General features: G+C 67.8%; 16 protein-coding genes. 13 read left to right on the top strand and 3 right to left on the bottom strand.

The features are described 5' to 3' along the window. Nucleotides 1-7 precede the first annotated feature (7 nt). From GGC30_RS06095 to GGC30_RS06070, 6 genes are all read left to right on the top strand, one after another. Nucleotides 8-625 (top strand): cyclopropane-fatty-acyl-phospholipid synthase family protein, encoded by a 618-nt coding sequence (locus tag GGC30_RS06095; RefSeq protein ID WP_040349367.1) that lies wholly within the window; start codon nucleotides 8-10, stop codon nucleotides 623-625. 29 nt (nucleotides 626-654) lie between these two features. Next, the gene (locus GGC30_RS06090) at nucleotides 655-1,179 is read left to right on the top strand and encodes a DsrE family protein (RefSeq protein ID WP_008262231.1); all 525 of its coding nucleotides are present in this window, start codon (nucleotides 655-657) and stop codon (nucleotides 1,177-1,179) included. A 99-nt stretch (nucleotides 1,180-1,278) separates the two neighbouring features. Beyond that, nucleotides 1,279-1,929 carry a peroxiredoxin gene (locus GGC30_RS06085; RefSeq protein WP_040349365.1) on the top strand — a complete coding sequence of 217 codons (651 nt, stop codon included), beginning with the start codon at nucleotides 1,279-1,281 and terminating at the stop codon, nucleotides 1,927-1,929. 64 nt (nucleotides 1,930-1,993) lie between these two features. Beyond that, on the top strand, nucleotides 1,994-2,893 hold the full coding sequence (locus GGC30_RS06080) for an MBL fold metallo-hydrolase (protein ID WP_008261237.1): 900 nt from the start codon (nucleotides 1,994-1,996) through the stop codon (nucleotides 2,891-2,893). Then, nucleotides 2,893-3,666, top strand: a complete 774-nt coding sequence (locus GGC30_RS06075) for a substrate-binding domain-containing protein (RefSeq protein ID WP_008264236.1) — start codon at nucleotides 2,893-2,895, stop codon at nucleotides 3,664-3,666. Before GGC30_RS06080 ends, GGC30_RS06075 begins: the two co-directional genes overlap by 1 nt. A gap of 143 nt (nucleotides 3,667-3,809) precedes the next feature. Continuing rightward, on the top strand, nucleotides 3,810-5,195 hold the full coding sequence (locus GGC30_RS06070; RefSeq protein WP_228763633.1) for a murein L,D-transpeptidase: 1,386 nt from the start codon (nucleotides 3,810-3,812) through the stop codon (nucleotides 5,193-5,195). A gap of 3 nt (nucleotides 5,196-5,198) precedes the next feature. Here the strand turns inward: GGC30_RS06070 and GGC30_RS06065 are convergent, their stop codons facing one another. The 3 genes from GGC30_RS06065 to GGC30_RS06055 are packed head-to-tail and all read right to left on the bottom strand — an operon-like array spanning nucleotide 5,199 to nucleotide 6,695. Then, a complete protein-coding gene (locus GGC30_RS06065; protein ID WP_008263599.1) occupies nucleotides 5,199-5,594 on the bottom strand; it encodes a cupin domain-containing protein in 396 nt (131 codons plus the stop codon). 25 nt (nucleotides 5,595-5,619) lie between these two features. After that, nucleotides 5,620-6,039 carry a metalloregulator ArsR/SmtB family transcription factor gene (locus GGC30_RS06060; protein ID WP_008259045.1) on the bottom strand — a complete coding sequence of 140 codons (420 nt, stop codon included), beginning with the start codon at nucleotides 6,037-6,039 and terminating at the stop codon, nucleotides 5,620-5,622. Continuing rightward, nucleotides 6,036-6,695: a peroxiredoxin gene (locus tag GGC30_RS06055; RefSeq protein WP_040349361.1), complete on the bottom strand. Its 660-nt coding sequence runs from the start codon at nucleotides 6,693-6,695 to the stop codon at nucleotides 6,036-6,038. The genes GGC30_RS06060 and GGC30_RS06055 overlap by 4 nt, the downstream gene beginning before the upstream one ends. 104 nt (nucleotides 6,696-6,799) lie before the next feature. Between GGC30_RS06055 and GGC30_RS06050 the strand changes: the two genes are divergently transcribed. The 7 genes from GGC30_RS06050 to GGC30_RS06020 form a co-directional block, all read left to right on the top strand. Next, nucleotides 6,800-7,741 (top strand): MBL fold metallo-hydrolase, encoded by a 942-nt coding sequence (locus GGC30_RS06050; RefSeq protein ID WP_008259764.1) that lies wholly within the window; start codon nucleotides 6,800-6,802, stop codon nucleotides 7,739-7,741. A 12-nt stretch (nucleotides 7,742-7,753) separates the two neighbouring features. Then, complete coding sequence (locus GGC30_RS06045; RefSeq protein ID WP_008259836.1) at nucleotides 7,754-8,188, top strand: YeeE/YedE family protein; 435 nt, start codon at nucleotides 7,754-7,756, stop codon at nucleotides 8,186-8,188. Then, nucleotides 8,185-8,604 carry a DUF6691 family protein gene (locus GGC30_RS06040; protein ID WP_008259144.1) on the top strand — a complete coding sequence of 140 codons (420 nt, stop codon included), beginning with the start codon at nucleotides 8,185-8,187 and terminating at the stop codon, nucleotides 8,602-8,604. The genes GGC30_RS06045 and GGC30_RS06040 overlap by 4 nt, the downstream gene beginning before the upstream one ends. Nucleotides 8,605-8,633: 29 nt before the next feature. Beyond that, the gene (locus GGC30_RS06035) at nucleotides 8,634-9,056 is read left to right on the top strand and encodes a TIGR01244 family sulfur transferase (protein WP_008260019.1); all 423 of its coding nucleotides are present in this window, start codon (nucleotides 8,634-8,636) and stop codon (nucleotides 9,054-9,056) included. After that, nucleotides 9,053-10,330, top strand: a complete 1,278-nt coding sequence (locus tag GGC30_RS06030; RefSeq protein ID WP_008260866.1) for an FAD/NAD(P)-binding oxidoreductase — start codon at nucleotides 9,053-9,055, stop codon at nucleotides 10,328-10,330. The genes GGC30_RS06035 and GGC30_RS06030 overlap by 4 nt, the downstream gene beginning before the upstream one ends. Nucleotides 10,331-10,338: 8 nt before the next feature. Beyond that, nucleotides 10,339-11,133, top strand: a complete 795-nt coding sequence (locus GGC30_RS06025) for a sulfite exporter TauE/SafE family protein (protein ID WP_008264059.1) — start codon at nucleotides 10,339-10,341, stop codon at nucleotides 11,131-11,133. A gap of 9 nt (nucleotides 11,134-11,142) precedes the next feature. Further along, nucleotides 11,143-12,511: cytochrome ubiquinol oxidase subunit I (locus GGC30_RS06020; protein WP_153923130.1), on the top strand; the 1,369-nt coding region annotated here is incomplete at its 3' end.

The following is a 12,511-nucleotide window of genomic DNA, read 5'->3' as shown; positions in this document are numbered from 1 at the left end:
ACACCTTATGGACTCCGTCGCCGCCCGCGACTTCTGGAACAGCCGCTATGACCGCCAGGACTATCTGTTCGGCGAGACGCCCAACGCCTTTCTGGCCGCTCAGATCGCGCGGCTCCAGCCCGGCATGACCGCTCTGGCGGTCGCCGATGGCGAGGGGCGAAACGGCGTGTGGCTCGCCGAACAGGGTCTGGCCGTCACCACCACGGATATCGCCCCACGCGCGATCGAGAAGGCCCTCGCCCTGGCCGAGCGACGCGGGGTCACACTGGACGCTCAGGTGGCGGACCTCGAGACCTGGGCCTGGCCGCAGGACGCCTTCGACGTCGTGGTCGCCGTCTTCATTCAGTTCGCCCCGCCTCCCCTGCGCGACCGAATTTTCGAGCGTATGAAGGCGGCCGTGAAGCCTGGCGGCCTGATCCTGCTGCAGGGCTATCGGCCGGAACAGATCGCCTATGGAACGGGCGGCCCGGGGCAGGTCGAGAACCTCTACACCGAGGCGCTGCTCCGCGACGCCTTCGCCGACTTCGACATCCTGCATCTGAATAGCCACGACAGCGACGTCTCCGAAGGCGCCGGCCATAGCGGCCGGTCCGCCCTGATCGATCTCGTCGCCCGCCGTCCCTGACCCCCAGCGCCCGCACACCGGAACCCGCCATGAAAACCCTCCTCCTCGCCCTGTCCCTGGCCGCCTCCCTGGCGGCCTCCCCAAGCTTCGCCCAGGCTGTCTCTGGCTTCGGCGGCTTCAAGCCCCTGCCCGAGGCCGGCGAACAGGCGGATCCGTCGCGCGTCTATCGGGTCATCTTCGACGTCTCCCAGGGCGGTCCGGACGACAGGCCGCTGAAGGGGCTGGATCGCGTTGCGCGGCTGGCGAATATGCTGGCGGCGGGCGGCGTGGACGCCGACCAGCGTCAGATCGTCGTCGTGTTACACGGCGCAGCCACCCCTGCGGTCCTGTCCGACGCCGCCTGGGCCGCGCGAGGCAAGGGCGACGCCAATCCCAACAGCGCCCTGATCCGCAGCCTCATCGCCGCCGGCGTCCAGGTTCGGCTGTGCGGCCAGGCCATGGCGGGGAACGGCATCGCGCAAGCCGACCTCGAACCGGGCGTGAGCGTCGATCTCGCCGCCCTGATGACGGTCATCCACCACCAGCAGGCTGGATATGCCCTGGTTGTGAACTGACGGCTCGGCATAGACGGAACCTTCCCTGGCCATAAGAACTATTATTTTGTGTAAGTGTGTATGTAAGTGTTCAATGGGGCGTCTGAAGGAGACATCGACATGACCGGACTGCCCCGCCTCAACGAACCCGCCCCCGACTTTCACGCCCGCACCACGCACGGGGATCGCAGCCTGGCCGATTACCGCGGCAGATGGCTGATCCTCTTCTCCCATCCGTCGGACTTCACCCCGGTCTGCACGACCGAGTTCATCGGCTTCGCCAAGCACGCGGATGAGTTCGCCGCCATGAACTGCGAGCTCCTGGGGCTCTCCATCGACAGCATCTTCTCGCACCTGGCCTGGACCCGGAACATCAAGGAGAAGTTCGGCGTCCAAATCCCCTTCCCCATCATCGAGGATCTGAAGATGGAGGTGGCCCAGGCCTACGGGATGATCCACCCCGGGGCGGCCGACACCTCGGCTGTTCGCGCCACCTTCCTGATCGATCCGGAAGGCAAGCTGCGCGCCATGGTCTACTATCCCATGAGCAATGGCCGCAGCATCGAAGAGTTCGTTCGGCTGCTCACCGCGCTCCAGGCGTCCGACGCCAACGGGGTCGCGACGCCTGAGAACTGGCGCCCTGGCCAACCGGCTATCGTCCCTCCGCCCAAGACCGCCGAGGCGGCCGAGGCTCGCGCTTCCGAGGGTTACGTCTACACCGACTGGTATTTCTCGACGCGCGACCTCCCCGACGCCCCGAAAGCCGCCTGATCGGACGCTGGCCGGACCGCGCAAGCGGTCCGGCCCTTTTCTTCGCAAACCAAACGGAGCCATCATGCAGATCATCGACCACGGCGGAGCGCGCATCGCGGCGCTCCACGACAAGAAGACCGGCAGTTGGCAATATGTCGTCTCCGACCCGGTCAGCCGCAAATGCGCGATCATCGATCCGGTCTGGGATTTCGACGAGAAGGCGGCGGCGACCTCGACCCGCAACGCCGACGCCATCCTGGACTACGTCAAGGCGGAAGGCCTGACGGTCGAATGGCTGCTGGACACCCATCCACACGCCGATCACTTTTCGGCCGCGCCCTATCTCAACGAGAAGCTGGAGGCTCCAACCGCCATCGGCGAGAAGGTCATCGGCGTCCAGAGGTTGTGGAAGGACATTTACGGCCTGGACGACGAATTCCCGACCGACGGTCGCCAGTGGGACCGTCTCTTCCAGGCCGGTGATACGTTTGCTGTCGGCGACCTGACGGGGCGGGTCATCTTCTCCCCAGGCCACACCCTGGCGTCCATTACCTATGTGATCGGCGGCAACGCCTTCGTCCACGACACCCTGATGATGCCCTATGCCGGCACCTCGCGCGCCGACTTTCCGGGCGGCGACTCCAAGGCCCTCTACCGAAGCATCCAGGACATCCTGGCCCTGCCCGAGGAGACCGGCGTCTTCGTCGGCCACGACTACGGTCCCGATGGCCGCGAGCCCGCCTGCTTCAGCACCGTGAGAGAGCAGAAGGCGGACAACATCCATGTCGGCGGCGGACGCGGAGAGGCGGATTTCGTGCGGCTTCGCGACGGCCGGGATGCCACCCTTCCCCTGCCGAACCTGATGCTCTACGCGCTTCAGGTGAACATCCGCGGCGGGGTGCTGCCGCCACCCGCCGAGGACGGCCGCATCTATTTCAAGATCCCCGCCAATCACTTCGCCCCGCCCCAGGAGAACTCTTGATGCGTCCTTCCACCCTGGCCCTGGCCGCCCTTTTGAGCACGACGGCCCTGGCCGCCCACGCCCAGACGCCCGCCGATCCTCTTCATGTCTACGGTCCGGGCGGCCCCGCCCCCGCCATGCGCGAAGCGGCGAAGGCCTATGAAGCGCGCACCGGTCGCGCCGTGGCCGTCGTCGCCGGACCCACGCCCCAATGGCTGGACCAGGCCAAGGCGGACGGCGACCTGATCTTCTCCGGCTCCGAGACGATGATGACCGACTTCGTCAGCGCTCTGGAGGGCCGCATCCGCGCCGAGGCGGTCGAGCCGCTCTATCTGCGCACCGCCTCCATTCTCGTTCGCCCGGGAAATCCGAACGGCATCGGCGGCCTGGAAGATCTCTTCCAGCCGGGTCGCCGAGTCCTGGTCGTCAACGGCGCGGGCCAGAACGGCCTGTGGGAGGACATGGCCGGTCGCACCGGCGACATCGCCAAGGTGCGCGCGCTGCGTCGCAACATCGTCGTCTACGCCCGCAACAGCGCCGAGGCCCGACAAGCCTGGATCGACGACCCGACGCTGGACGCCTGGATCATCTGGGGCATCTGGCAGGTCGCCAATCCGGACCTCGCTGATGTGGTCGAGGTCGAAGAGCCCTATCGCATCTACCGCGACGCCGGCGCCGTTGTGACCGAGACCGGCCGCCAGGACGCCGACGCCCAGCCGTTCCTCGAATTTTTGAAGTCCGACGAGGGGGCCGCCATCTTCGCGCGTTGGGGCTGGCGGACCGGCCAACCTTAAGCCTGCCTTAAGGTGAACCCCGCGGTGTCGGCGGCATGGCCAACCGTCGCTCCTTTACCTTGAACCGCCGACACCTTCTCGCGGCGGCCGCAGCGCCGCTCTGGCTCTCGACGACCGCGCGAGCCGTATCGGCGCCCGCCGCGTTGAACATCACCGCCCTGACCGCAGCCTTCTACGCCGCCCGCGGCGGACGCCCTGCCTGGGCGGGGCCAGCGCGCCGGCAAGCCATGGACGCCTTGGCCCTGGCGGACCGCCACGGTCTATCCGCGCCCGACGGTCTGGCCCTAAGTGAAGCCGAACTGACCCAGGCCGTCCTGACCCTGGCCGAGGCGCTCGCCCATGGCCGGGTCGACCCGGCATCGGTGGAGACGCTTTGGGAGATGGGTCGCAACCAGGTCGATACGCCGCCGCTGCTGGCGACGGCGGTCGACGACGGAACGTTGGCCGAGACGATGGCGGGCCTCGCGCCCCAGGACCGCGGCTATCAGGGCTTGTGCGACGGCTTCCTTCGCTATCGCGCCATCGCCGACCGCGGCGGTTGGCCGCCCTTTGCCCTGGGCGCGACGATCGAACCGTTTGCGTCCGACCCCCGCCTTCCCGCCCTCCTGCCGCGCCTTCGGGTGGAAGGCGATCTCACCGACGCCGCCGCCGCGATGGTCGGCCCGTCTGGCGGTGACTACGGGTCGGTGCTGCAAGAGGCCGTTCGGGTGTTCCAGGTGCGCCACGGTCTGGAGGCGGACGCCCGCATCGGCCCGGCGACCCAGCGGGCGCTGTCGATTTCGGCCGAGGCCCGTGCTCGCCAGATCGCGCTCAATCTGGAACGCCGCCGTTGGCTAAAGAGAGACGTCGCCCCGGAGCGGATCGAGGTGAACACCGCCGCCTCCATCATGGTCTACTGGAAGGATGGTCGGCCCGTGCATTCGATGCGGGTCGTGACGGGTGACGCCGACAATGCGACGCCCAGCCTCGAACGGCCCTTCGCCTCGGTCGTCGCTAATCCGCCCTGGACGGTGCCGACCTCCATCGCCCAGCGCGAGATCCTGCCGCGTGGCGCCGGCTACATGCGGGCGAACAACATGACGATCCAGAACGGCATGGTGGTTCAGCGCGCGGGTCCGAATGCCGCCCTGGGCCAGGTCAAGTTCGAGCTTCAGGACAGCTACGCCATCTTCCTGCACGACACCCCGTCTCGGGGCGCGTTCGACCAGAGCTTCCGCCATCTCAGTCACGGCTGCGTGCGGGTGCAGGACGCCGTCGGCTTCGCCCGCCTTCTCCTGGCGCCCGACCCCGAGAGGCTCGCCCGCTTCGACGCCGCGCTGGACAGCGGCCAGACCGTCCGTGTGGCGACCGGTCGGCCGATCGACGTGCGCCTACTGTACTGGACCGCGTTCCTGGACGGCCAGGGCCGCGTCGCCTTTCGCGATGACATCTATCGTCGCGACACCCGTCTGGCGGAGGCGTTGGGCATCGCCCTGCACCTGCCGCGGCCCGACGACCGGCGCGCCGATGCGGACGACGTCGGCCCCTGACGGCTATTCGGTCGTGCGGCCGTCGAAGTGCTCGTGGTCGGCGGAGGCCTCTTCCACCGTCGCGTGAACCGTCCCGTCGAGATGCTCCGGCGGGCCATAGAGGGTGTAGAGCCGAAGCGGCTCGGACCCCGTGCTGACCACATTGTGCCGGGCGCCCTGAGGGACGATGACCCCGTCGTCCGCCTTCACGGCGTGACGAACGCCATCGATCCAGATTTCGCCCTCGCCCGCCTCGATGCGGAAGAACTGGTCGCGGTCGTCGTGGACCTCTTCGCCGATCTCCTGACCGGCCGGAATGGCCATGAGGACGAGCTGCAGATTGTGGCCGGTGTAGAGAACACGGCGAAAGTCTGTGTTCTCTTCCGTCAGACGTTCGATATTGTCGATGAAGCCCTTCACGAGAGTCTCCTGTGCGGGTTGGCCGTCAGCGACGTGCGACGGCGGTGATGCGCGCGAACTGAGCCGTGTCGCCGCGCGCCGGCGTCGATGGGCGGGGCGCCGGGGCGGCGACGCGGGCGCCGACCGCCTTCGCATCGCCGCAGAAGATTTCGTACAGCATGCCCATCACCGCCTGGGCCCGCTCGTCGGCGATCGAATAGAAGATCGAGCGCGACTGACGACGCGTCTTGACCAGACCGTACTGGCGCAGCTCAGCCAGCTGCTGGGACAGAGCCGGCTGTTTGATGCCCAGGTCCGCCTCGAGCTGCCCCACCGAACGTTCCTCCTCGGCGATATGGCACAGGATCAGCAGCCGGTTGGCGTTGGCCAGCTGGCGCAACAGCTCTGCGGCCTCCGGCGCCTTTTCCTTCAACCGCTCCATGGCGGCCGCTTGATCGTCGGTCATGCGCGGCGCTCGCGATAGTACCAGGGCGCATCGCCTTCACCGTCGGCGATGGCGGCGTCCAGGGTGGTGGCGGCCGGCTCCAGCAGAGCGTCGCCGGGCGTCCAGCCCGCCGGCGTGGAGGCCGCCTCGCGGTCCGAGGTCTGCAGGGCGGTGACGAGACGTAGCAGTTCATCAACCGAGCGGCCGATGTTCATCGGGTACCAGCTGATGGCGCGCACCACGCCTTCGGGATCGATCACGAAGGTGGCGCGCACCGTCGCGCTGTCGCTCGAGCCGGCGTCCACCATGCCGAAGGCGTGGCCGATGGCCATGGAGGGATCCTCGATGATCGGGAACGGCACCTTCACGCCGAAGCGGCGATAAATGTCCTTCAGCCAGGCCAGGTGCGAATACAGACTGTCGACCGACAGGGCCATCAAATCGCAATCGATCGCCGCGAAGGCGTCCGACTGCCGGGCCAGGGCCACGAACTCGCTGGTGCAGACCGGCGTGAAGTCCGCCGGATGCGAGAACAGCACCAGCCAGCGGCCGCGATAGTCGCTCAGGCGCTTTTCGCCCTGCGTCGTGCGCGCGCTGAAGTCCGGCGCCGTGTCGTTGATGCGCAGGGCGCGCATTGCGGGGGGATAGGCGGCTGGCCCGGTGTCGATCGTTTCCATAGCCGCAAGCTAAGCGCTTCCCACCGTTTCCGCTACATTAAAATACATACTTGCACGAACCATGAATAGGTATATGTGTTGAGTCACCGAAACGGAGACACGCCATGTCCTCGCCCATCCCCGATCCCGCCCGCGACCACGCCGCCGACATCGTGCGCGCCGCGCTGGGCAATCCTCGCCAACGCCCTGTCGTCAGGTCATTCTTCGACGAGGCCACCTTCACCGTCAGCCATGTCGTGCGCGATCCCGGCTCCGACGTCTGCGCCATCATCGACAGTGTGCTGGACTACGATCCAGCGTCCGGCCGCACCGCGCACGACTCGGCCGACGCCCTCATTGATTACGTGAAATCCGAAGGTCTCACGGTCCAGTGGCTGTTGGAGACCCACGCCCACGCCGATCACCTGTCGGCGGCCCCCTATCTCCAGGAAAAGCTCGGAGGGCAGCTAGCCATCGGCCATGAGATCCTCACCGTCCAGGCGGTGTTCGGCAAGATCTTCAACGAAGGGACCGACTTCCGCCGCGACGGCAGCCAGTTCGACCATCTGTTCAACGACGGCGACGGGTTCGAGATCGGCGGGCTGAAGGCCACGGTGCTGCATGTGCCCGGCCATACCCCTGCCTGTCTGGCCTATGTCATCGGCGACGCTGTCTTTCCCGGCGACACCATGTTCATGCCCGACTACGGCACGGCGCGCTGCGACTTCCCCGGCGGCGACGCCGGGACCCTGTACCGCTCGATCCATCGCCTGACCTCCCTGCCGGACGAGGCGCGGGTCTTCCTGTGCCACGACTACAAGGCGCCGCCGGGCCGGACCGAGTTCGCCTGGGAGACCACCATCGGCGCCCAGCGCACTGGCAACATCCATATTCGCGACGGCGTCAGCGAGGACGAGTTCGTCGCCATGCGCACCCAGCGCGACGCGACCCTGCCGATGCCCAGGCTGATCCTGCCGTCAGTCCAGGTGAACATGAACGGCGGCCGCCCGCCCGAGCCCGAGGACAATGGGGTGCGCTACCTCAAGGTCCCGCTGAACGCGCTGTGAGGCGAGCCCCCCATGCCTGAACCCATTTCCTTCGTCTGGCCGCTGGCCGGCGGCCTGCTGGTCGGCCTGTCCGCCGGCCTTTATCTGCTGCTGAATGGGCGCGTGGCCGGGATCTCCGGCCTGACCGCCGCGGCGACCGGCCTGTCGAAAGGCGCGCCGCGCACCCTGGACCTGCTTTTCATCGCCGGCCTGCTGGGCGGCGCGGCCCTGGCCTCAGCGCTGATCCGCAGGCCCGAGGTGCAGATCACCTCGGACATCTGGCTGCTGGTGCTCGGCGGCCTGATCGTCGGTTTCGGCACCCGCTGGGGCTCGGGCTGCACCAGCGGCCACGGCGTCTGCGGCCTGGCCCGCCTGTCGCCCCGCTCCATCGTCGCCACCGGCGTCTTCATGGCCGTCGCGGCCCTGACCGTCTTCGTCACCCGCCACCTGTTGGGAGGCCTGGCATGAACCGGCTGATCGTCGCCGTCCTGTGCGGCCTGCTGTTCGGCGCCGGCATGGTGGTGTCCGACATGATCAACCCGGCCCGCGTCCTGGCCTTCCTGGATGTGACGGGCGCCTGGGACCCCTCGCTGGCCTTCGTCATGGGCGGGGCGCTGATCCCCTCCGCCATCGCCTATCTGATCCGCCGGCGCATGGAGACGCCGGTCGCGGCCGAGACCTTCCATGTGCCTGAGAGCCGCACCATCGACACCCCTCTGGTCGGCGGGGCCGTCCTGTTCGGCCTGGGGTGGGGGCTGGTCGGTCTGTGCCCCGGCCCGGCGCTGGCGGCCCTGACGACCGGCGCCTGGCAGGCCTTCGTCTTCGTCGGCGCCCTCGTGGCCGGCATGGCGCTGTTCCGCCTGACGCTCGACCGAAACGCCTGAACCAGAAAAGACCCTAGGGAGACAAAGCCATGGATATCCGCCCCCTGGACGAGGCCCTATCCGCCTCGCCCCAGATCGCCCCGGAAGACCTGCCCGCCATCGCGGCCCAGGGTTTCCGGTCGGTGATCTCCAGCCGACCCGACGGCGAGGAGCCCGGCCAGCCCAGCGCCGAGGCTCTGCGCCAGGCCGCCAAGGCCGCCGGCCTCGCCTTCGCCCACGTTCCCGTGGTCGGCGGCGCCATCTCCGACCAGGACGTGGCGGACTTCCGCGAGGCTCTGGCTGACCTGCCCCAGCCCGTGTTCGGTTTCTGCCGCACCGGCACGCGCACGACCACCCTGTGGGCGCTCACGAACGCCGGCTCGGAGAGCCCCGATCATCTGATCGCCCGCGCCAAGAGCGCCGGCTACGACCTCGGCGCCCTGCGTCCCCGTCTTGAAGGAGCCGCGTCATGAGCGCCCAATACGCCCTCCTGGATTCCTGCGATGTCCTGATCGTCGGCGGCGGATCCGCCGGCATCGCCACGGCCGCCAGCCTCCTGCGCCGCCGCCCAGGCCTCGATGTTCGCATCGTGGAGCCGTCCGAACATCACTACTATCAGCCCGGCTGGACCATGGTCGGCGCCGGCGTCTTCACGCCCGAGCGGACCCAGCGCCGCACCGAGGACCTGATCCCCCAAGGCGCCCAGTGGGTGCGTGGCGCGGTCGCGGCCTTCGACCCCATCCATGATCGCGTCGAACTGACCGACGGCCGCTGGATCGGCTATCGGATGCTGGTCGCGGCGCCGGGGCTGAAGCTGGACTGGGCGGCCATCCCTGGCCTGGCCGAAACCCTGGGACGCAACAACGTCACCTCCAACTACGGCTACGAGACTGCGCCCTACACCTGGAAGCTGGTGCAGGCGATGCGCAGCGGCCGGGCGATCTTCACCCAGCCGCCCATGCCGATCAAATGCGCCGGCGCCCCGCAAAAGGCCATGTATCTGTCAGCCGACCACTGGCGCGACAACGGCCGCAACGACATCGAGATCGAATTCCACAACGCCGGCCCGGTGTTGTTCGGGGTCAAGGACTACGTCCCGGCGCTGATGGAATATGTCCGCAAATACCGCATCGACCTGAACTTCGGGTCGAAACTCGTCGCGGTGGACGGCCCGGCGCGGATCGCGACCTTCGCCGTGACGGGTGCGGACGGCGAAGTGCGCCAGGCGCGGCGCGAGTTCGACTTCCTGCACGTCTGCCCGCCGCAGACCGCGCCGGACTTCATTCGCGAAAGCCCGCTGGCCGCCGAAAGCGGCTGGATCGAGGTGGACGACGCCACCTTGCGCCACAAGCGGTTCGAAAACGTCTTCGGCCTGGGCGACGCCTGCTCGGCGCCCAACGCCAAGACCGCTGCGGCCGCCCGCAAACAGGCGCCCGTCGTGGCCGAGAACATCCTGTCGCTGCTGGACGGCCAGCCGATGCGGGCGGTCTATGACGGCTATGGCTCATGCCCGCTCACGGTCGAGCGCGGCAAGATCGTCCTGGCCGAGTTCGGCTATGGCGGCAAACTTCTGCCAAGCTTCCCGAAATGGATGCTCGACGGCACGAAGCCGACCCGTCTGGCTTGGCACCTGAAGGCTCAGGCCCTGCCCGAGATTTATTGGCTGGGCATGCTGAAGGGCCGCGAATGGCTGGCCAGTCCCGAGCACGTCGAGCCCGCGATCCAACCTCGTCCCGCCGTCGCCTGAGCCGGATCATGGACCTGTCCCCGCTGCAGTACGGCCTCGGCGCCGGCGCCGGCTCGCTGGTCGGCTTCACCCTCGGCCTGGTCGGCGGTGGCGGGTCCATCCTGGCCGTGCCGCTGATCGTCTATCTTGTGGGGGTCAAGGATCCGCATCTGGCGATCGGCACCAGCGCCTTCGCCGTCGCGGCCAACGCCTTCGCCAATCTGCTCAACCACGCGCGCCACGGCACGGTGAAATGGAAGATCGCCGGCCTGTTCGCCTTGGCCGGCGTCTTCGGCGCCTTTCTCGGCTCCAGCCTGGGCAAGGCGGTTGACGGTCAGAAGCTGCTGGCTCTGTTCGCCGCGCTGATGCTGGTGGTCGGGGTGCTGATGCTGAGAGGCCGCTCGGCCTCGGGGGACCCCGACGTGGTGCTAACGCCGGGCAATGCGCCGAAGCTCGTGGGAGCCGGCGCCCTGACAGGGATCATGTCCGGCTTCTTCGGCATCGGCGGCGGCTTCCTGATCGTCCCTGGCCTGATGGTCTCGACCCGCATGCCCATCTACTATGCGGTCGGCTCGTCGCTGGTCGGCGTGACGGCCTTCGGCCTGACGACGGCCTTCAACTACGCCCTGGACGGCTGGGTCGACTGGCCACTGGCGGCCGTCTTCATCGGCGGCGGGGTGTTGGGCGGTCTGGTCGGCGCACGGCTGGCCAAGGCCCTGTCAGGACAAAAAGGCCTATTGAACACAGTGTTCGCCGGGCTGATCTTCGTCGTCGCCTTCTATATGCTTTACCGCAGCGCCGGCGCGCTCGGCCTGATCGGGTGAGACCACACCATGGAACTTGACGCCCTGATCCTGGCGCGGATGCAGTTCGCCTTCACCGTCGCCTTCCATATCGTCTTCCCCGCCTTCTCCATTGGCCTCGCCAGCTATCTGGCCGTGCTGGAGGCCCTGTGGCTGAAGACGGGGCGAGACCTCTATCTGAACCTGTTCAAATACTGGCTGAAGATCTTCGCCGTGGCCTTCGGCATGGGCGTCGTTTCGGGTTTGGTCATGTCCTACCAGTTCGGCACCAACTGGTCGGTCTTCTCCGACAAGGCCGGACCGGTCATCGGCCCCTTGATGGCCTATGAGGTGCTCAGCGCCTTCTTCCTGGAGGCGGGTTTCCTGGGCGTCATGCTGTTCGGCCTGAACCGCGTCGGCAAGAAGCTGCACTTCCTGGCCACCCTGATGGTCGCGATCGGCACCTTCGCCTCGGCCTTCTGGATCCTGTCGGTCAACAGCTGGATGCAGACCCCGCAAGGCTACGCCATCAACGAGGTCGGCCAGTTCGTACCGGCCGACTGGTTCAAGATCGTCTTCAATCCCTCCTTCCCCTATCGCCTCGCCCACATGCTGCTGGCGGCCTATCTGACCACCGGCCTGGTGGTCGGCGCGGTCGGGGCCTGGCACCTGATGAAGGAGCGGACGAACAAGGGGGCGCGCAAGATGTTCGCCATGGCCATGGGCATGATCCTGGTCGCCGCCCCGGTCCAGATCTTCATCGGCGACATGCACGGGTTGAACACCCTGGAGCATCAGCCCGCCAAGGTCATGGCGATGGAAGGCCATTTCGAAAGCCACCCGGACGGGGCGCCGCTGATCCTGTTCGGCATTCCTGACCGCGAGGCGGCCACCGTCCACGGCGCGGTCGAGATCCCCAAGCTGTCGTCCCTGATCCTGAAGCACGATCCGAACGCGCCCCTGGCCGGTCTGGACACCATCGCCCGCGCCGACTGGCCGCCGGTCGAGATCGTCTTCTGGTCCTTCCGCGTCATGGTCGGCCTGGGCATGGCCATGCTGCTGCTGGGGCTCTGGGGGCTTTATGCTCGCCTGCGCAAACGCCTCTACGATGCGCCCTGGCTGCACCGCTTCGCCCTGATCATGGGGCCGATGGGCTTCGTCGCCGTGCTGGCGGGCTGGATCACCACCGAGGTCGGCCGTCAGCCCTGGACCGTCTATGGGCTGCTCCGCACCGCCGACAGCGCGGCGCCCCTGGCGGCGCCCGCCGTCGCAACCTCCCTGGCCGCCTTCGCTGTGGTCTATTTCACCGTCTTTGGCGCCGGGGTCTTCTACATCCTGCGTCTGATGAGCCATGCGCCGCACCGGGACGAGCCGGGCGTGGCGGAAACCCCGATCCGCACGGCGGGCATCACCCCCGCCC

Source organism: Brevundimonas sp. SPF441, from assembly GCF_009661015.1.
GTDB lineage: Bacteria > Pseudomonadota > Alphaproteobacteria > Caulobacterales > Caulobacteraceae > Brevundimonas > Brevundimonas vesicularis.
This window is presented reverse-complemented; position numbering and strand designations above follow the sequence as displayed.

What these genes read in the sequence shown, in the direction of transcription:
- GGC30_RS06095 (WP_040349367.1), top strand. Translation starts at nt 8, where the DNA reads ATGGACTCCGTCGCCGCCCGCGACTTCTGGAACAGCCGCTATGACCGC.
- GGC30_RS06090 (WP_008262231.1), top strand. Translation starts at nt 655, where the DNA reads ATGAAAACCCTCCTCCTCGCCCTGTCCCTGGCCGCCTCCCTGGCGGCC.
- GGC30_RS06085 (WP_040349365.1), top strand. Translation starts at nt 1,279, where the DNA reads ATGACCGGACTGCCCCGCCTCAACGAACCCGCCCCCGACTTTCACGCC.
- GGC30_RS06080 (WP_008261237.1), top strand. Translation starts at nt 1,994, where the DNA reads ATGCAGATCATCGACCACGGCGGAGCGCGCATCGCGGCGCTCCACGAC.
- GGC30_RS06075 (WP_008264236.1), top strand. Translation starts at nt 2,893, where the DNA reads ATGCGTCCTTCCACCCTGGCCCTGGCCGCCCTTTTGAGCACGACGGCC.
- GGC30_RS06060 (WP_008259045.1), bottom strand. Translation starts at nt 6,039, where the DNA reads ATGACCGACGATCAAGCGGCCGCCATGGAGCGGTTGAAGGAAAAGGCG.
- GGC30_RS06055 (WP_040349361.1), bottom strand. Translation starts at nt 6,695, where the DNA reads ATGGAAACGATCGACACCGGGCCAGCCGCCTATCCCCCCGCAATGCGC.
- GGC30_RS06050 (WP_008259764.1), top strand. Translation starts at nt 6,800, where the DNA reads ATGTCCTCGCCCATCCCCGATCCCGCCCGCGACCACGCCGCCGACATC.
- GGC30_RS06045 (WP_008259836.1), top strand. Translation starts at nt 7,754, where the DNA reads ATGCCTGAACCCATTTCCTTCGTCTGGCCGCTGGCCGGCGGCCTGCTG.
- GGC30_RS06040 (WP_008259144.1), top strand. Translation starts at nt 8,185, where the DNA reads ATGAACCGGCTGATCGTCGCCGTCCTGTGCGGCCTGCTGTTCGGCGCC.
- GGC30_RS06035 (WP_008260019.1), top strand. Translation starts at nt 8,634, where the DNA reads ATGGATATCCGCCCCCTGGACGAGGCCCTATCCGCCTCGCCCCAGATC.
- GGC30_RS06030 (WP_008260866.1), top strand. Translation starts at nt 9,053, where the DNA reads ATGAGCGCCCAATACGCCCTCCTGGATTCCTGCGATGTCCTGATCGTC.
- GGC30_RS06025 (WP_008264059.1), top strand. Translation starts at nt 10,339, where the DNA reads ATGGACCTGTCCCCGCTGCAGTACGGCCTCGGCGCCGGCGCCGGCTCG.